Source organism: Chryseobacterium pennae (assembly GCF_003385515.1).
GTDB lineage: Bacteria > Bacteroidota > Bacteroidia > Flavobacteriales > Weeksellaceae > Chryseobacterium > Chryseobacterium pennae.
The window spans coordinates 137,981-157,110 of sequence record NZ_QNVT01000001.1 but is presented as its reverse complement, the minus strand read 5'-3'; the positions used below and the strand labels follow the sequence as shown (position 1 = coordinate 157,110).

Genomic DNA, 19,130 nt, shown 5'->3' with positions numbered 1-19,130 from the left:
ACTAAAAAATAACAACTAATATATTGATATTTGTTATTATGTACAAAAACTATTGACTATAAAGCCAATAGTTTGCGAGGTTTATAAATGATAGGGGTATTAACGAACAAGTTGTTTTAAATACTGGCCATAACCACTTTTACCATATTTTGCAGCTGTTTCCAGTAATTTTTCTTCACTAATGAATTTATTTCTGAAAGCAATCTCTTCGATACATCCAATCTTGAAGCCTTGTCTCTTTTCAATAACACTTACAAATTCCGAAGCATCATGAAGAGAATCAAAAGTTCCCGTATCCAGCCATGCTGTACCTCTGTCCAGAACACCTACTTCAAGTTTTTCATTTTTCAGATAAACATTGTTTACGTCAGTAATTTCCAGTTCTCCTCGTGCAGAAGGTTTTATATTTTTAGCAATTTCTACTACATTATTGTCATAAAAATAAAGACCGGGTACAGCGTAGTTTGACTTTGGCTTTAAAGGTTTTTCTTCAATAGAAACGGCCTTGAAGTTGTCGTCAAATTCTACAACCCCATATCTTTCAGGGTCTGCGACATGATAAGCAAAAACGACGCCTCCATTAGGATTGGTTTTATTTTTTAACAAATTTCCCATTTCAGAACCGTAGAAGATGTTGTCTCCTAAAACAAGTGCTGCAGGATCATTGCCTATAAACTGGTCTCCCAGAATAAAGGCCTGTGCCAGACCGTCCGGACTTGGCTGTACAACGTATTCTATATTACAGCCGATCTGAGATCCATCTCCTAGTAATTTGATGAATCCTGCCTGGTCGTGTGGGGTGGTAATGATCAGAATATCCTTAATTCCTGCCAATAGCAATGTAGATAGAGGATAGTAGATCATAGGTTTGTCATAAACAGGCATCAGCTGCTTGCTTACGGCGATGGTTAGAGGGTAAAGTCTTGTTCCGGATCCTCCGGCTAATATTATTCCTTTCATTTTATTTTGTGGATTTGTCTTTTAAGATCTTATTTACTTCAATGCTGATTTCATTGTCTAGATTATGAATGATAATATCTGATGAAAATAAATACTGACTGGATTTTAAATTCGGATTTTCATCGTAAAATTTGATGAGGTTTTTCAAATTTTCTTCAGATAAATTCATGAAATCAAAATAGAGTTTGTCTTTTCTTGAGTAATTATTTCTTATTTTATCAAGGATGGTTCTCTTTTCTTCTGTATTTAAAACTTCAAAACTTTTCCCATTTTCATGGCGAATAGACTTTCGAAATAGTAATAAATTAGCTGTTTGCATTAATGAATTATTATATCCGCTAATTTCAATGAGTTCATCGATAAGTTTTTTCTGCGCTTCAGTTGGAAACTTTGTCTGAATCACAGATTGAGCATATGATGCGACAGAGAAAATGATGAAAAATAAAAAGAAATATTTTTTCATCCTAAGAATACTGGTTTTCGTAGTATTTTTGGTAATCTCCGCTAGTCACATTTTCCAGCCATTCCTTATTTTCTAGGTACCAGTCTATGGTTTTACCCAGTCCTTCTTCAAAAGTTACGGATGGTTTCCAGCCTAGATCTTTATTTAATTTATTGGCATCAATAGCATAACGTTTATCATGACCAGGTCTGTCTTTTACAAAAGTGATCAGTTTTTCAGAGTAGCCTTCAGATCTTCCCAGTTTAGCATCCATCTGCTTGATCAATTCTTTAACTAGGTCAATATTTTGCCATTCGTTGAACCCACCGATGTTATAGGTTTCTCCAGTTTTAGCGTCATTAAATATCTGATGGATAGCTCTTGCGTGATCAATTACAAATAGCCAATCTCTTGTATACTTTCCATCACCATAAATAGGTAAAGGTCTTTCGTTAATGATATTAGAGATGCAAAGCGGGATTAATTTTTCCGGGAAATGGTTCGGTCCGTAATTATTAGAACAGTTAGATACAATAAACGGCATTCCATATGTATTTCCATAGGCTCTTACTAAATGGTCAGAGGCTGCTTTTGATGCAGAATATGGAGATTGAGGATCATAAGAAGTCGTTTCAAGGAAGAATCCGGTTTCACCTAAACTTCCATATACTTCATCTGTTGAAACGTGATAGAATAGGTTTGTTCTTTTTTCATCAGGGAATCTTCCATGGGTATGGTCGGGATTCAAAGTCCAGAACTCTTTACAAAGGTTAAGAAGATTGGCTGTCCCGTTTACATTGGTATTAATAAAAGCCATAGGATCAGTGATACTTCTGTCAACATGGCTTTCTGCCGCTAAATGTACAACGGCGTCAGGATTATATTTTTCAAAAACTTCTCTTAGCTCTTCAGGTTTTGTAATATCTGCTTTTTCGAAAACATAATTAGGTTCATTTTCAATGTCCTTCAGGTTTTCCAAATTTCCGGCATACGTTAGTGCATCGAGGTTGATGATTGTAATATCCGGATTATTTTTTACAAATTCTCTTACAACATGAGAACCGATAAACCCGGCTCCCCCTGTAATGATTACATTTTTCATTTATTTATTTTGTGATTGTCTTTCTACCTATACTCTTATAATAAAATCCGTTTTGTTCAGGGATTTCAAGTGGGTACATATTCCTTCCGTCAAAAATAACTTTATTTTTCATTTTCTTTGCCATAAGGTCAAAATTAGGATTTTTGAATTCCGGCCATTCTGTAGCAATAAATAAAGCGTCTACATCTTCCAGTGCGTCATACATTCCTTTGGCATATTGGATTTTATCTCCCAGTAATTTTTGAACATTAGTTTCTGCAACTGTATCATAGGCTACAATTATTGCGCCTTTTTTTAATAAGAGGGCAATGTTGTCTAAAGAAGATGCTTCTCTGATATCATCAGTATTGGCTTTGAAGGCAAGGCCCCACATAGCGATCTTTTTACCTGCTATATTTCCGCCAAAGTATTTTTCAATTTCAGCAACAAGAATTACCTTCTGAGAAGTATTGACATTCTCTGTAGCTTCCAGAATCTGAAAATTGAAATTTTCCTGTTTCCCGGATTTAATAAGAGCTTTTACATCTTTAGGAAAACAGCTTCCTCCATATCCAATGCCTGGAAAAAGGAACCTTTGTCCAATTCTGTCATCACTTCCCATTCCTAGTCTTACCTTATCTACGTCAGCCCCTACTTTTTCACAGTAATTGGCAATTTCATTCATAAAGGTGATTTTTACAGCAAGGAATGAATTGGCCGCATATTTTGTCAGTTCAGATGATTTCTCATCCATAAAAATGATCGGAATGCCAGTGTTGGTGAATGGCTGGTAAATTTTAGCCATAATATCTTTTGCCTTATCGGAACTTGCCCCTACAACAACTCTCGAAGGATTCATAGAATCTTCAACAGCAAAACCTTCTCTTAAAAATTCAGGATTGGAAACAACATCAAAGGGAATGTCTGTTTTAGAAGAAATCGTTTCTCTTACCCTGTCTGCGGTACCTACAGGGACAGTGCTTTTGTTAACAATAACCTTATACTCGGTCATCATTTCTCCAATGTCATTCGATACTTTTAATACATAAGAAAGATCAGCTGAGCCATCTTCTCCGGGAGGAGTAGGCAATGCCAGATAAATCACTTCACTTTTATCTAAAGCTTCTTTTAAATTGGTAGTGAAAAATAATCTTTCAGACTGGATGTTTCTAAGAAACATCTCTTCAAGGTTCGGCTCATAGATGGGAACGATGCCGTTTTTCATACCTTCTACCTTTTTTTCATCAATATCAACACAGTATACTGAATTGCCAAGTTCTGCAAGGGTAGTTCCTGTAACTAATCCTACATAACCTGTTCCTACAATCGTTATATTCAAAATGTTTGTTTTTAAAATTCAAAGACAAAAATAATAAAAATACCTTCACATGCTTGTTTAATTTAATGTAAATGATTTTCGTTGTATTTACTTGATAATAAGATAATTTTGCATTTTTGGAAAAAAAGCGTATATTTGCATTGGATTTACGGAAAAAATGGGAAGGCTTCGAAAGAAAGCCTTTTTTCGTACTGTAAATCAAGATAAAAGAATGTATGGAGTTTAAAAAAAGAATTGAAGAATTATTAAATGAATTCCTTGAGACCAGAGAAGATCTTTTTCTTATTGATCTTAAGATCTCTGCAGGGGATGATGTTACAGTGATTTTAGATGGTGATAATGGAGTTTCTTTACAGGATTGTCTTGATGCAAGCCGGGCTATAGAATTCAATATGGATCGTGAAGAGCATGATTTCAGCCTTCAGGTAATGTCTGCTGGATTGAGTGAGCCATTAGTAACACCAAGACAGTTCAATAAAAACATAGGAAGAGAGATAGAAGTGATGCTGGAGGATTCTTCTAAAACTGAAGGAGAATTGTCAAAAGTGGACGATGAAAAGATTACGCTTATTCTGCGTTACCGTAAACCGAAAGATGTTGGTAAAGGGAAAGTAGATGTAGAAGAGGAGAAAGAGATTGCTTACTCTGAGATTAAAAAAGCATTAGTAGTAATTAAATTTTAAAAAAGAAAAAAGAATAGATGGATAATATAGCGTTGATTGAATCCTTTGGTGATTTTAAAGACGAAAAAGGGATCAGTAAGATTGATCTTATGGCAATTATTGAAGATTCACTGAAGACTCTTTTGAGAAAAAGATTCGATTCAGATGACCACTTTGACGTGATTGTAAACCCGGATAAAGGAGATTTTCAGATATTTTTAAATAAAACAATTGTAGAGGACGAAATGTCTGAAGATGATGATTTGGAAATTGAAATTTCTGAAGCGAAGAAGATTGACCCTACCTTCGAAGTAGGTGAGGACTTTACAATGGAAATTCCTGTTGCGCAGTTGGGAAGAAGAAATATTCTTACCCTTAAGCAGATTTTGGCTACAAAACTTCAGGAGCATAATAATGCAATGCTGTACGAACAGTTTAGAGATAAAATTGGTGAAATCGTTGTGGGTGAAATCCACCACATCCGCCACAAGCATGTGATCTTGTTGGATGATGAAGGAAACGAATTCATTTTACCAAAAGAAAACCAGATCCCATCAGATTTCTTTAAAAAGGGTGAGAATATCAGAGCTATTGTTGAGACAGTAGATTTTAAAGGTTCAAAACCGCAGATTATTATTTCCAGAACTGCACCTAAATTCCTTGAGAAATTATTAGAGCTGGAAATTCCTGAAATCCAGGATGGAACAATCATGCTGAAAAAAGTAGTGAGAATTCCTGGTGAAAAGGCGAAGATTGCAGTAGATGCTTATGATGACAGAATTGATCCTGTAGGAGCTTGTGTGGGTGTTAAAGGATCCAGAATTCATGGGGTTGTAAGAGAGTTGAGAAATGAAAACATCGATGTTATTCAGTGGTCTAAAAACCCTGAAATTTTGGTGAAGAGAGCTTTAGGAAATGTTACTGTTAACAAAATTGATATCAATGAAGATGCTAACTATGCACTAGTTTACACTCCTGTTGAAGAGATTTCTAAAGTAATCGGAAAACAAGGACAGAATATTAGACTGGCTTCTTGGTTGTCAGGATATGAAATTGATGTATACAGAGAGTCCAGCGAGGATGACGATGTTGAATTGAGAGAATTTAATGACGATATCGAGCAGTGGATTTTGGATGAGTTTAAGAAAGTAGGACTTACAACTGCAAAATCAGTATTAGATAAAGAAACTGAGAGCCTTTTAAATATGGTTGATCTTGAAGAAGAAACAATTGAAGAGGTTAAACGTATTCTGAGAGAAGAATTTGAAGATTAAGATTTAAAATAAATTTTAATAAACAGTAAAAAGGAAATACTTTAATTTTAAAAATTAAAAAACAGTAAATAATATAGATGCCAAAAATTAGATTAAATAAAGCGGTTAAGGAATTCAATATTTCGATGTCCAGATTAGTAGAGTTTTTACAATCAAAGGGTTTCGAGGTTGAAAGCAATCCTAACGCTCAATTGGAAGAATCGGCATATTCTGCATTGGAAGCTGAGTTTGCCAAAGATGGCGAACAAAGAAAAGCTTCCCATGAGGTGGTGATCACTAAAGTTCCGGAAGAAAAACTGGAAATTGAAGAGAAGAAAACCCCTGAAGTGATAAGAGCTAAAGCAAACAAACCAGAAACTAAGATTTTAGGTAAAATAGATTTAGAACCTGTTAAACCCGAAATTGAAGAAACCCCTGCTGCTCCTGTAGCGACACCGGTTGAAGAAAAGAAAGAAGAAATAGTGAAAGAAGAACCGGAAGTAAAAGCAACTCCCGAAAAGCAGGAATTTAAAGTTTTGGATAAAATTGATTTGTCTCAGATAGAATCTAGAAATAGACCAGTGAAAAAAGACAAACCAAAAATGGAGGAGAAAAAAGAAGAAACAAAACCGGTTGAACCTGTAAAAGAAACTCCAAAACCAGTGGTAGAAGAGAAAAAAATAGAAGCTCCAAAAGTGGAAGCTGAACCTGAAAATCAGGAACCTCAAAAAATTGAAACTGTTTATCAGAAACTGGACGGTCCTAAGATCGTAGGTGAAAAAATTGATTTAACTCAGTTTGCACCAAAACCAGGAGCTGGAGCAAAAAAGAAAAGAAAGAGAATTGAAAAACCAGGTGGAGGTCCAAATAACCAAGGCCAAGGTGGAAACAATCAAAACTCTGGAAATAATAACCAAGGCCAAGGTGGCCAGGGTGGAAACCGTCCGCACAATAATAATAATGGTGGTGGACAAGGTGGAAACCGCCCAGGACAAGGGGGACAAGGAAATCGTCCACAAGGTCAAGGCGGTCAAGGTGGAAACCGTTTCGGAAATAACCAAGGTGGAAACCGTCCAGGTGGCCAAGGAGGAGGTGGCTTCAAAAAAGGAGGTCAAAACAACAGACCTGGTCAAAGAGTTATGCCAGTTGAATTAACTGACGAACAAGTTAAAAACCAGATTAAAGAAACCTTAGAAAAACTTACCAACAAAGGAGGTAAATCTAAATCTGCAAAACACAGAAAGGATAAAAGAACGTACCGAAGAGAGCAGGATGAGCGTCAACAAGAATTTGAAGCACAGGACAGAACACTGAAGGTGACAGAATTTATCACAGTAGGTGAATTAGCAAGTTTAATGAACGTTTCTCCAACTGAAGTGATCTCTGCTTGTTTCTCACTTGGTGTAATGGTTACTATGAACCAAAGATTAGAAGCTGATACCTTGTTATTAGTAGCAGATGAATTTGGGTATAAAATTGAATTCTCAGATGCTGACCTTGAAGAAAGTGATGCTGAAGATGAAATTGATAACGAAGAAGATCTGGTTACTAGAGCTCCAATTGTTACTGTAATGGGACACGTTGACCATGGTAAAACATCATTACTTGATTACATTAGAAAAACAAATGTAATTGCAGGTGAATCTGGAGGAATTACCCAGCATATTGGTGCTTACAATGTTAAACTTGAAAACGGACAGAGAATTACATTCTTAGATACACCAGGTCACGAAGCATTTACAGCAATGAGAGCTAGAGGTGCTCAGATTACCGATATTGCGATTATTGTAATTGCAGCAGACGACGATGTAATGCCTCAAACGAGAGAAGCTATTTCTCACGCACAGGCAGCAGGTGTACCTATGATTATTGCATTGAATAAGGTTGATAGGCCCAATGCAAATCCTGATAATATCCGTCAGCAGCTTTCAGGGATGAATATCCTTGTAGAAGAATGGGGAGGGAATGTTCAGGCTCAGGAAATTTCTGCGAAATTTGGTAATAACATGGATATTCTATTAGAGAAAGTATTACTTCAGGCAGAAATGCTTGATCTAAAAGCTAATCCTGGTAGAAATGCTCAAGGTGTTGTTATTGAAGCTTCATTGGATAAAGGAAGAGGATATGTTGCCACTATGTTGGTGCAGGCAGGAACTCTGAAAGTTGGAGATTACGTAGTTGCTGGTAAAAATCATGGTAAAGTAAAAGCCATGCTTGATGAAAGAGGACGAAATCTTGCGGAAGCAGGGCCATCTATTCCTGTAACAATCTTAGGTTTAGATGGAGCACCTACAGCAGGTGATAAATTCCGGGTATATGCTGACGAAAGTGAGGGTAAAACCATTGCAAATAAGAGAGAACAACTTCAGAGAGAACTTTCTATCAGAACGAAAAAACATACAACGCTTGAAGAATTAGGTAGACGTATTGCTTTAGGAGAATTCAAAGAATTGAATATTATCCTTAAAGGTGACGTGGATGGTTCTGTGGAAGCACTTTCTGATCAGTTACAAAGATTATCAACAGAAGAGATCAGCGTGAAAATCCTTCACTCAGGTGTAGGACAGATCACTGAATCTGATATCAACTTAGCGGCAGCATCTGATGCAATTATCATTGGATTCAACGTAAGAGCTGGTGCTAATGCAAAAGAACTTGCAGATCGTGAGGAAATTGAAATCAGAACTTATTCTGTAATCTATAAAGCAATCGATGAAGTAAAAGAAGCAATGGAAGGAATGCTTTCTCCTGAAATTCAGGAGCAGGTAATTGGTAATGTTGAAATCCGTGAGGTATTCAAGATTTCTAAAGTTGGTTCAATTGCAGGTTGTATGGTTCTTACCGGAAAGGTAACAAGACAGTCTAAAGTACGTTTGTTAAGAGATGGCATTGTGAAATTTGACGGAGAGCTTGAAAGCTTGAAGCGTTTCAAAGACGATGTAAAAGAAGTAACAAAAGGTTACGAATGTGGTCTTAACTTAAAAGGATACAACGATATTGAAATCGGTGATATTCTTGAAGTGTACGAAGAAGTAGCTGTTAAGAAAAAGCTGAAATAATATTCAGATAAATATATAAAATAAGCCGTCTCATTGAGACGGCTTATTTTTGTTTATGTTCACTGTATCTAAATCATATTCCTTTAAACTTAGTTGATTCTTTTCGCAGAGTTTTTTTCAGGTATTTATTTTATTGCTGAATTAAAACTTGAATGTTAAAATTACAATTTTACAGATAGCAGGATTGAACTAAAGAGGAATGTTTATATGTGTTATTTATGAGACAAATAGGTAAAAATGGGTGGAATCATAGTATCTGTATACAACTTTATATGGTGCTGAAATCGATTGATTTTTTTACTTTTAAACAGCTATTTGGTTGAAAATTAGCACCATTGTAATTTAGATTAATTATAGATAATTTTTTTTTCATCGAATTATTGATTGTTAAAATGCTTTTTCAAACTATTATTTTGATTTCTGATCAATAAAAACAGGTTAATATTATGAATCATTATGTTTTGGGGAGTGTTTTCTTGTGGTATTGCAAAGAAAAACAATCTGGACGTACATATGTAATTTGCTAATGTTAATATTTATTAACATATTTGCGACTAAAATATATTAAAATTTGTTAATATGAATGTTAAACTACGTGTATTGAGCGTTGGGGCATTATTCTTTATAGGGAATGCTGTTTCTGCTCAAAAGGTTAAGAAGGATACTGCTGCCAAAGAAACTCAGATCGAAGAGGTTGTGATGGTTGGTTATGGTAAGCAGAAGAAAAGTGATGTATCAGGATCTATTACAACGGTTAAAAGTGATGTTTTACAAGACAAACCGGTTGCATCTGTTGAGTTAGCATTACAAGGAAAAGCACCTGGGGTACAAGTTGCCAACACAGGTGGTAGATCAGGAAATGAAACCAAAATCAGCATCAGGGGAAATGGGTCATTAAGTGCATCCAATAACCCACTTTACATTATTGATGGTGTCCCTCAGGAATCTTTAGGAAACCTTTCTCCAGAAGATATCAGCAGCATGGAAATCCTGAAAGATGCAGCTTCTGCAGCAATCTATGGTTCCAGAGCTTCCAATGGGGTAGTATTGGTTGAAACAAAAGGCGGTAGATATAACGGAAAACCAGCGGTTAGTTTTTCAACATCTTATGGTATTCAGGAGATTATTAAAAGACCAAGGTTGCTTAATGCTCAGCAATATAAGCAGGTACATGATGTTGCAAGACAAAATTACTTGAATGATATTGCAGCAGGTACAGCAGCACCTCCTGCTAATATGGCGACACTTACTCCAATGCCAAATACAGGGATTGATACTGATTGGATGGACTTTGTTCTAAGAACTGGATCTGTAACCAATAACCAAGTAAGTTTTACAGCTGGTGGTGAATCTTCTAAAATGTATTTCTCCGCAGGTCATATCGGACAGGAGGGGATTATCCGTGGTGATGATTTTGAAATTTCGAGAGTAAGATTAAATGTTGAACAAAAGTTCGCAGATAATTTTAAAATTGGAGTAAATTCATATTTTACTTATTCAAGTGCAAAGCCAGTAGCTGACGATAATGATACTTATCAGCCTTATTCTAATGCAATGGCTGCTCCACCAAATTTAGCTCCTTACGCTGCAAATGGTAAAATTAACAGGTTTAATTACAACAATCCATTATGGGGCTTTGAAAGACAAGTAACTGACAAATGGCAGACTGTAGGAGCAAATTTCTTTGCAATTTATAATCCTATTAAAGAAATTACTTTAAAAACGTCCTTAAGTGGAAATATTGCTTCTCGCAGATATAACAGATTTGATGCTCCAAATACAAGGAGAGGTGAGAGAGAAGGACAGCCATGGGGATATGGAGCATATCTTACTGCTAATAACAGAGATTATCTAATAGAAAATACTGCTGCTTACGATAAAGGATTCTTTGACAATAGATTGAAGGTGAATGTAATGGTTGGGCAGTCTTTCCAGAGATGGGACTATGAGGATTCTTCAGTTTATGGAGAAAACTTCGTTTCAAATGACTTACCTTGGTTATCTGCTGCTGGTATTGTTAATAAAGGAGATTCGAATATTTATTCCATGGCATTATACTCTTTCTTTGGAAGAGCTCAGGTTAGCTGGGAAAACAAATACCACTTAATGGTTTCAACAAGATATGATGGTTCTTCTAAATTCAGAGATGGATACAGATGGGGTAGCTTCCCTGCTGCGTCATTAGGATGGACAGTGTCTAACGAAGAGTTTTTCAAAGTTCCTTTCATTAATGAATTTAAGTTAAGAGCGTCTTACGGTCTTACAGGTAACCAAACTGGTATCCCTTATTCTGCAGGTATGCAGCTAATTTCTTCAGGAGAGAACCAAAACCAGGAGCCAGGTATGGCTGTTTTAACATTAAACAGCGAAACTTTAAAGTGGGAAAAAGGAAAGTCTTTTGATGCAGGTTTAGACTTGTCAATGTTCAACAAAAGAGTAAACTTAACTGTTGACTACTATAATAAAACAACTAGTGATTTGTTATATAGACTTCCAATTGGACAGGAGTCAGGATTTAGCAATAGGTTAAGTAACATTGGAACAATCAATAATAAAGGGATTGAAATCAGTGTAGATACAAAAATCATCAGAGGAGAAAAATTCAAATGGGATTTTGGAGCGAACTTCTCTTACAACAAAAACGTTGTTGAGAAAATTGGTACTAAATCAGGCCAGTTTACAACAGGATTTGTTTCTATCGTAAAAGAAGGAGAGGCTTTAGGTTCGTTCTATTTATATGATGCAGTTGGAATTGCTCAAGAACGTTACGAATATAAAGATCAGGCTGGTAATGTAACAAAAGTGGTTCAGGCTGGTGATATGATCTATAGAGATGTTAACGGAGATGGAAAAATTGATACTAATGACAGAGTCGTATTCAATGGTGGTATTGCTCCAATGTATGGAGGTCTTTCTACAACATTCACATATGATAAGTTAGATTTATCTATCAACGCACAATATTCTATTGGGAAGAAAATTTATGCTATGTACAAGCAAAAGCAGGAAGCAGGGGCTCCTACAGGATACCCTTCTTACTCTCCAAACATGGTTGCTGATCAAATGAATTATTGGACTCCTGATAATAGAGATACTAATGTACCTCGTCCTCATATGGCATCCGCTGTTGCTGCTTGGAACAATGAGCAGTCAACAAGATTCTTGGAAAATGCTGATTATTTAAGAATTACTGATATCACAATAGGATATAACTTCGATAAAACTAACCTGAAATTCATTAAATCAATGAGACTTTACGCTCAGGTAAGAAATCCATTCACATTCACTAAGTATTCAGGTGTTGACCCGGAAGCTTATTACTATGACAGATCACTTAAAGTTAACCAAAGTTTTGCTGATACTTCTAAAATTTCATCAGGAGTAGATACTAATGGTATTCCAAACGTAAAAGTGTATAGCATAGGAATGAATATTAATTTTTAATTAGAATTACAATGAAAAAGATAAGCATATTACTATTAGCACTTGGATTAACATTAAGTTCTTGTGATAACGCATTAGATATAAAATCTGAGATTGCATTGGATGCAAACTCTCCATTATCTTCAGATGATGTTGATAAATTATTGATAGGTTCATACAGTGTTGTTATGAATCCTAACACTTACGGATATTTTGCGATTATGGCTTCGGAAATTATGGCAAGAGATAACTATGATCCTGTTAAATTTCAATTCTTTCAGATTCAGTATCTTTATGATCATGCAACACCTCCGGGGGATGTAATGTTGAGTTATTTCTATAAAGATTTTTATAAGGCTATCAGTAGAGCAAATACTATTTTGAAAGTTCCTACAGCTTCTAATGCTCAAAAAGGAAAAGCAAGATATGTAAGAGCTTTAACTTACCTAAGATTATATGATTTATATGAAGGAGTTCCTTTGGTTGACGAGAACTATGATTTTAATCCAATCAAAGCTTCCTCTCCTAAAGAAGTATTAAACTTCATTATCAATGACCTGAAATATGCAAAAGATAATGTAGAATCTGCAAGTGCAACTGATATTAAAACAAGACTTAAGCCTACAAAAGAAGCTGCTATGGCTCTTCTTGCAAGAGTTTATAGAATGAATGGTGATATTGCAAGTGCAGGTGCAGAAGCAGAAGCTTTGATTAAGAGTGGTAAATTCAGTATTTCTGCCAATCCAAAGAACAATGATTCAGAAGTTATCTATAAGCTTGCAGGAAATTTAGCTGAAGGTAACGGAGTTTGGGGATGGATTATGAGCTATGATGCTAACACATGGAACTGCTTTGCTGCGTCAAAGAATCTGGTAGCGCTTTTAGGGCCAACAGATACAAGAAAGTCATTATTTGATATAGCTGAAGCTCCATCAACAGGGAATTTTATTTTCTCAAATAAATATACCAGAGCTGAAGATTCAGATCTTTTAATCTCAAGAATTCCTGAAATGTACCTTATTTCTGCAGAAGCAGGAAATACTAACAGGCTTACTGAGTTCCAGGCAGCTAGAAAATCTAGTCTTTCTCTGGATGATGAAAGAAGAGTAGAATTATCTTTCGAGTGGGTAAGATGGTCTGATCTTAAGCTTAAAGGTGAAAAGTATAAACTGCCTTTCCCTCAGGGAGCTGTAGATGCTAATGAGTTTTTAACTAACTAATCTATAGATTATATTAATATTTAACATATTATATAGAGAACCCCTGCTCACAGCAGGGGTTTTTATTTACTATTATTTCTTATTTTTGCTGAACAATAATGAATAATGAAGTATATCCTTTTCATAATCACTTTCCTCGGTTTTATTGCCAATGCACAGGTTGCTAAGGCAGAAAATACCCAACAAGATAAAAAGCCGGAAGACACTCTGGTCATAGACTCCGGGAAGAAAGATTCCTTGAAAATTTTTAAACCTACCATCAACGATTATCAGTACCAGACCCAGTTTTCAGGAAAAAAAGTTTTTGATACTGTAATGACTTTTGATAAGACTTATATCTTTTCACAATATAATAATAGAGACAACTTCGGAAGAATACAACCTGCCAATATTGGATCAGGATTTAATCCGTTGGTATTTGAGGTGAATGCTGAACAGAACTTATCTTTACTGCCTTCCAACAAAGCTTACATGATTCTTGGTGCTAACGATGTAAAATACTATGATGTAAAAACACCTACTGCAACATTTATCTATCATAATGCGATGAGAAATGGGGCAGCACTAAACTCTACCTATACTCAAAATATCGGGAAAAGATTCAATTTTGCCATTGAATATATGGGGCTTCGCTCACAAGGGCTTTACAGAAACTCCCTTGCTGCAAACAACAATACCATATTCTCCGGACATTATGTTTCCAAGAGCGGAAACTATGAACTTTTCGCTCACTACCTTCATCAGAATATCAACAATCAGGAAAGTGGAGGAATTACCGAAGACAATCTGTTTCAAAGTGGAGACAGTAATTATAAGAACAGACAAAATGCTCAGGTTAATTTAGCTTCAACCAGCTCACAATATGCCTACAGAAGATATTATCTGAGTCATCAGTTTACGCCGTTCAATGCTGAAAAATTTCCCTTCAGTATCAGACATACCATTTCCCATCAGGGTAACAAATATTATTATAACCAAAATGCTTTGGAAGAATATTGGTATAAGGCCCCTACAGATTTAGTCAATGAATTTCCTTTAACAACGAAAAAGTATTCCAGCAATCTGAGTAATGCTTTAAGCTTGGTTTTCAATAATGAAAAGTTCAGATTAGATGCCGGTGTACGTTATCAGATGATTAAACTTGGGATAAGAGATATAGTAGCTCTTAATGGGGTTCCTTTTCCTGGGGAGCTTAAAGAAAACAGAATCGGAGCTGTTGGAAACCTGCAGGTGAAACTTTGGGATAAAGTACAATTGAACTCATTCCTTGAATTCTCAAACGGAAGCCAGTTCAAAAGTTATCTGAGAACAACAAACAATCTGAAGTTTGAGCCCATAAAAGATTACTTTGTCAATGCAAAAGTAAACTTCCAAAGCGCTTATCCGTCATTCAACTATTTATTGAATACTTCGGTATATAATAATTTCAATTATTATCTTGAAAATGCCAAGAATCAATCTGTAATGGAACTTGGAGGAAGTATTAATCTGAAATGGTTTAAAACAGAACTTTTTGCCAATTACTTCAGAATCGACAATTATACCTATTTTGATAATAATGCAGCTCCAAAACAGAGTGAAAGTTCTTTGAATATTTCTCAGATCGGAGGAGATGCCACTTTCAGTTATGGTAAATTCCATTTGAATACAAGACTGCATTTCCAGAATACATTAACCAATAAGAATTTGCTTCCAATGCCAGGTTTTGTAGGGAGAGCAAACTTCTTCTATCAGACTCAGGCATTTAAAAAAGCAGCAGAAATTCAGGCAGGACTTAAGGTGTATTACTTCTCTAAATTTAATTCCAGAGAGTATTTCCCTGTTCTTAATGAGTATGTTCTTCCCGGTACAAATTCATTCTCCATTGGAGGGCAGCCTATTGCTGATCTATATATTAATATGAAGGTAAAGAAAATGTTCTTTTTCATAGAAGGACAACAAATTGGAACCTTTATTTCAAATAACAAAGCTTATGCATTTCCACATTATCCGGTATATGATTTCAGACTGAATATCGGAATTCTGTGGTATTTGTTCAACTAAAAACGATACAGGTTGAAAACAATTAATAAAATATCATTTAATGATATAGAAAGCATACCTCAATTAGTAAAAGACTTTTTGAATCAGAAGATTGAGGGTTTTGAAAACAAAACATTTTCTGTGGAGCATTTCAGCCAGCAGATCCATTTAAAAAAAGATTCCTTTTCTTCGGAACAGAGGAATATATTATCTAATGTGTTTGAAAAACAGTTGTCGGATCTCACTCTTTCTTCAAAACAGAAAGAAAATCTTGAAAATCTGAAACTACCCAATACTTTTACCATTACAACAGGACATCAGCTGAATCTGTTTTCAGGGCCGGTTTTCTTTATCTATAAAATTTTACAGACCATAAAGACCTGTACTTATCTTAAAGAATCTTTTCCGGATTTTAATTTTGTTCCGGTGTATTGGATGGCCTCTGAAGATCATGATTTTGCTGAGATCAATCATTTTAAAACAGAGAATAGTTATTATGAAACCAATGAAAAATCTGGGGGCCCTGTAGGGAGAATTCAGATTAATGATACCTATTTTATCTCTGAGTTTGAAAAAGAATTTAAGGATTCTGTTTTTGGGACAGAGTTGATCTTAATGCTCAAAGAAGCTTATAAGGAGGGAAATACTTTGACAAAAGCTATCCAGATCCTGGTAAACCGTCTTTTTTCCAATTTTGGATTATTAATGTTGGATGGAGGTTCAAAGGAATTAAAAGAGCAGATCAAAGAGGTTTTTAAAGATGAGCTGCTTCATTTCAGTTTACAGAAAACTTCGAGAGATAAAGTAGAGTTCCTGACTGAGAAATATGGAAAGGTACAGGTAAATCCCCGTGAGATTAATCTTTTTTATCTTTCCGAAACCAGAGACAGGATAGATTTTAACGGGCAGAAATATTTTGTTGTAGATACAAATATTCAGTTTACCGAAGAAGAGATCATTGCTGAACTTGAAAATCATCCGGAAAAATTCAGCCCGAATGCTTTAATGCGTCCGGTATATCAGGAAAAAGTACTTCCGAATCTGGCTTATATCGGAGGAAATGCCGAAATCATGTATTGGCTGGAACTGAAAGATTATTTCTCAAAAGTAAATATTCCTTTCCCCATCCTGATCCCAAGAAACTCTATGCTTTTCCTGAAGGAGAAAACAGTAGGAAAAATTGAAAAACTGGATCTTAAAATAGAAGATTTTTTCCAGAATTTTACAGTGATTACCAATCATAAGATTTTAAACGATAATCCTATTTTAGCATTACTGAATAAAGAAGAAGAGACTCTGGCCAACAACTTTGCAGAGCTGAAAGCTTCTGCTGAAACTACAGATAAATCCTTTGGAAATATGGTGAAAGCAGAAGAAGTGAGGCAGCTGAAATCATTTAAAAGAATGAAGAAACGTCTTCTACATGCAGAAAAAATAAAGCAGAACGAATTATTGGAAAGACTTGAAAATCTGTTTTTAGAGGTACACCCTTCTAAAACATGGCAGGAAAGAGTTTTTAACTTTAGCGTATTCTTTTCCGATGAAGGCTATCCATGGCTTGAAAATTGTTTGGAAGAGATGGTGGTTCAAGATTCCAAATTAATAATTGTTGCCATTTAATTTTAAAGAAGTATTTTTGTAAATTATAATTATCGAATATGATAAAGAGGTTTTTTATTCTATCCAGTTTATGTATGGTTTTGGGAGTTTCAGCCCAGAAATCGCACACCGTTGTACAAGGTGATAATCCTTACAACATTGCAAAGAAGTATGGAATGACTGTAGATGAATTGCTGAAACTAAACCCTAAACATAAAGATGGCAAGCTGGCTATCGGAGATGTTTTAGCCGTAAAAACAGAAAAGGCCGTAACTTCGGTTGCTCCCAAAACTGCTGTACCTGAAAAAGTAGGTACTATTGCGGGAACTTCGGTGGGTAAAATTATTTTACAGCCTAAGCAAACCATCTATGGAATTACAAAACAATACAGAATCTCTGAAACTGATTTAAGAAAACTGAATCCTGAATTGGATTCTAACATGAAAATCGGTGATGAAATCACATTACCTCTTGCCAGCATTAAAAAATATGGCGGTGATCAGCCAACAGTAACGGCAACAAAGCCTGTAGAAGCTCCTGTTGAAAAAACAGTGACAGCTACACCAACTACACCTGCTGTAGAAGGAGAAAGCTATGTGATACAGGCAAAAGATAATTATTACAGAATTACAAAACAGTTTGGAATCAGCCAACAGGACCTTTATACTTTAAATCCTGGATTGGAGGAAAAGGGATTAAAGCCTGGTGAAACCATCAAAATAAAAAGATCAAACACAGAACCTGTAGCTGAAACAACCAACCCAAAAACAAAAATGGACTCTGGGAATGAAAAATCATCAACAGCTTCCAGTAATGTGGTGGTGAGTGATGACTATGTTACCTATACAGTTCAGCAGGGAGATACCGTATTCTCCATTGTCAATAAGTTTGGAGTAAGTATTGATGAATTGATCGCTCTTAACCCGGATTTGTCAAAAGGATTAAAATCCGGAATGGTCCTGAAAATCAAAAAACAGGATCCTGTATACGTTAAGAAAAGCGGTGATGCATTAAGTGTTGTAATGATGCTTCCTTTCGGATATAGTACCAACGAAACTCAATACAGAGGAATGGCCCTTGATTTCTTAACGGGAGCTAAGCTTGCTATTGAAAGAAATGCTAGAGGAGGTCAGAAACTGGATATCAAAATTGTAGACTCTGGAAATGAAGCCTCTTTTAAAAACTCTCTTACGCAGATCAATCCTGAAAATACAGATCTTATCATCGGACCATTCTTTAAGTCCAATGTAATTGATGTGTTGGATTTTACTAAAAATCAAAAAATTCCTGTAGTAGCACCATTTGCCAACACACCGGAATTATATAATTATAACAATCTGATCATTGTTGAAACAAACAATCAGACATATGCAGATAAGATTGTAGAAGAAGTAAAAGCTGTATATTCAGATCAAAAAATATACGTAGTGGCAGATGGTAAGAAAGAAAATGCCAATTACATCAAATCAGGTCTTGAAAAAGCAGTGAAAAATCCTAATATTGTTATTGTAAACTCTCCGGCAGATATTCAGCTGGATCAGAATATGATGACAGGTCAGTCTGCTCCGGTTATTGCTGTTTTAGCGAATGATGATATGGGAGAAGCTTTCGCTAATAAAATGATTGCTCTTTCTAAAGAAGTACAGGGAGTAAAAGCTTTCAGTATGTTCTATTCTCCTGTCTTCGAAAAGAAAGTAGATGATCTGAGCCAGGCAAGTCTGGTCTATCTGATGGACAGAAAAATCAATACCGATGGTAACTTTGAAAAAGAGATTCTTGCAGCTTACAAAAGCAAATATTGCAAGACTCCTCCAAAATATGCGATCGTAGGTTTTGACGTGGTAAATGATATGTTGACAAGAGAAAATAAAAAAGGAGAAATTTTCAAACAAATGAATAAGGTGCAGACTCAGCTTGCAACAAAATTTGAGTTTGTAAAATCTAAGGCAAACGGAGCTTATGTAAACACAGGTTACAGAGTCATCAGATTAGTACCTTAGATGATATTTATCTTTGTGTAAAAGATATTGTTAACATTATAGTTATATTTGCATAATATTTAATTCAATA

12 protein-coding genes are annotated in these 19,130 nt (G+C 35.4%); 8 read left to right on the top strand and 4 right to left on the bottom strand.

What is annotated here, in order from left to right:
• Positions 1–99: 99 nt before the first annotated feature.
• Genes rfbA through DRF65_RS00700 form a run of 4 tightly spaced genes read right to left on the bottom strand, consistent with a single transcriptional unit; the run spans position 100 to position 3,822 of the window.
• Positions 100–960, bottom strand: coding sequence for a glucose-1-phosphate thymidylyltransferase RfbA (gene rfbA / locus DRF65_RS00715; RefSeq protein WP_115968032.1), 861 nt, complete (start codon positions 958–960; stop codon positions 100–102).
• A gap of 1 nt (position 961) precedes the next feature.
• The gene (locus DRF65_RS00710; RefSeq protein WP_115968030.1) at positions 962–1,423 is read right to left on the bottom strand and encodes a DUF2059 domain-containing protein; all 462 of its coding nucleotides are present in this window, start codon (positions 1,421–1,423) and stop codon (positions 962–964) included.
• 1 nt (position 1,424) lies between these two features.
• Entirely contained in the window at positions 1,425–2,504 is a 1,080-nt protein-coding gene (gene rfbB, locus DRF65_RS00705) for a dTDP-glucose 4,6-dehydratase (protein ID WP_115968029.1), read from the bottom strand.
• Positions 2,505–2,508: 4 nt separating this feature from the next.
• Entirely contained in the window at positions 2,509–3,822 is a 1,314-nt protein-coding gene (locus DRF65_RS00700; RefSeq protein WP_115968027.1) for a UDP-glucose dehydrogenase family protein, read from the bottom strand.
• Positions 3,823–4,037: 215 nt separating this feature from the next.
• Between DRF65_RS00700 and rimP the strand changes: the two genes are divergently transcribed.
• From rimP to DRF65_RS00660, 8 genes are all read left to right on the top strand, one after another.
• Complete coding sequence (rimP, locus tag DRF65_RS00695) at positions 4,038–4,505, top strand: ribosome assembly cofactor RimP (protein ID WP_115968026.1); 468 nt, start codon at positions 4,038–4,040, stop codon at positions 4,503–4,505.
• Between the two features lie 17 nt (positions 4,506–4,522).
• Positions 4,523–5,758, top strand: a complete 1,236-nt coding sequence (nusA, locus tag DRF65_RS00690) for a transcription termination factor NusA (protein WP_089734773.1) — start codon at positions 4,523–4,525, stop codon at positions 5,756–5,758.
• Positions 5,759–5,835: 77 nt separating this feature from the next.
• A complete protein-coding gene (gene infB, locus DRF65_RS00685; RefSeq protein WP_115968024.1) occupies positions 5,836–8,796 on the top strand; it encodes a translation initiation factor IF-2 in 2,961 nt (986 codons plus the stop codon).
• Between the two features lie 579 nt (positions 8,797–9,375).
• Positions 9,376–12,240: a SusC/RagA family TonB-linked outer membrane protein gene (locus DRF65_RS00680; protein WP_115968023.1), complete on the top strand. Its 2,865-nt coding sequence runs from the start codon at positions 9,376–9,378 to the stop codon at positions 12,238–12,240.
• An 11-nt stretch (positions 12,241–12,251) separates the two neighbouring features.
• A complete protein-coding gene (locus tag DRF65_RS00675) occupies positions 12,252–13,439 on the top strand; it encodes a RagB/SusD family nutrient uptake outer membrane protein (RefSeq protein WP_115968021.1) in 1,188 nt (395 codons plus the stop codon).
• A gap of 105 nt (positions 13,440–13,544) precedes the next feature.
• Positions 13,545–15,482 (top strand): putative porin, encoded by a 1,938-nt coding sequence (locus tag DRF65_RS00670; RefSeq protein ID WP_115968020.1) that lies wholly within the window; start codon positions 13,545–13,547, stop codon positions 15,480–15,482.
• Positions 15,483–15,494: 12 nt separating this feature from the next.
• A complete protein-coding gene (gene bshC / locus DRF65_RS00665; protein ID WP_115968018.1) occupies positions 15,495–17,081 on the top strand; it encodes a bacillithiol biosynthesis cysteine-adding enzyme BshC in 1,587 nt (528 codons plus the stop codon).
• Positions 17,082–17,119: 38 nt separating this feature from the next.
• Positions 17,120–19,060 (top strand): LysM peptidoglycan-binding domain-containing protein, encoded by a 1,941-nt coding sequence (locus tag DRF65_RS00660; RefSeq protein WP_228438424.1) that lies wholly within the window; start codon positions 17,120–17,122, stop codon positions 19,058–19,060.
• The last annotated feature ends 70 nt before the right edge of the window (positions 19,061–19,130 follow it).

Coding starts and splice junctions, on each gene's coding strand:
- rfbA (WP_115968032.1), bottom strand. CDS start 960: ATGAAAGGAATAATATTAGCCGGAGGATCCGGAACAAGACTTTACCCT.
- DRF65_RS00710 (WP_115968030.1), bottom strand. CDS start 1,423: ATGAAAAAATATTTCTTTTTATTTTTCATCATTTTCTCTGTCGCATCA.
- rfbB (WP_115968029.1), bottom strand. CDS start 2,504: ATGAAAAATGTAATCATTACAGGGGGAGCCGGGTTTATCGGTTCTCAT.
- rimP (WP_115968026.1), top strand. CDS start 4,038: ATGGAGTTTAAAAAAAGAATTGAAGAATTATTAAATGAATTCCTTGAG.
- nusA (WP_089734773.1), top strand. CDS start 4,523: ATGGATAATATAGCGTTGATTGAATCCTTTGGTGATTTTAAAGACGAA.
- infB (WP_115968024.1), top strand. CDS start 5,836: ATGCCAAAAATTAGATTAAATAAAGCGGTTAAGGAATTCAATATTTCG.
- DRF65_RS00680 (WP_115968023.1), top strand. CDS start 9,376: ATGAATGTTAAACTACGTGTATTGAGCGTTGGGGCATTATTCTTTATA.
- DRF65_RS00675 (WP_115968021.1), top strand. CDS start 12,252: ATGAAAAAGATAAGCATATTACTATTAGCACTTGGATTAACATTAAGT.
- DRF65_RS00670 (WP_115968020.1), top strand. CDS start 13,545: ATGAAGTATATCCTTTTCATAATCACTTTCCTCGGTTTTATTGCCAAT.
- DRF65_RS00660 (WP_228438424.1), top strand. CDS start 17,120: ATGATAAAGAGGTTTTTTATTCTATCCAGTTTATGTATGGTTTTGGGA.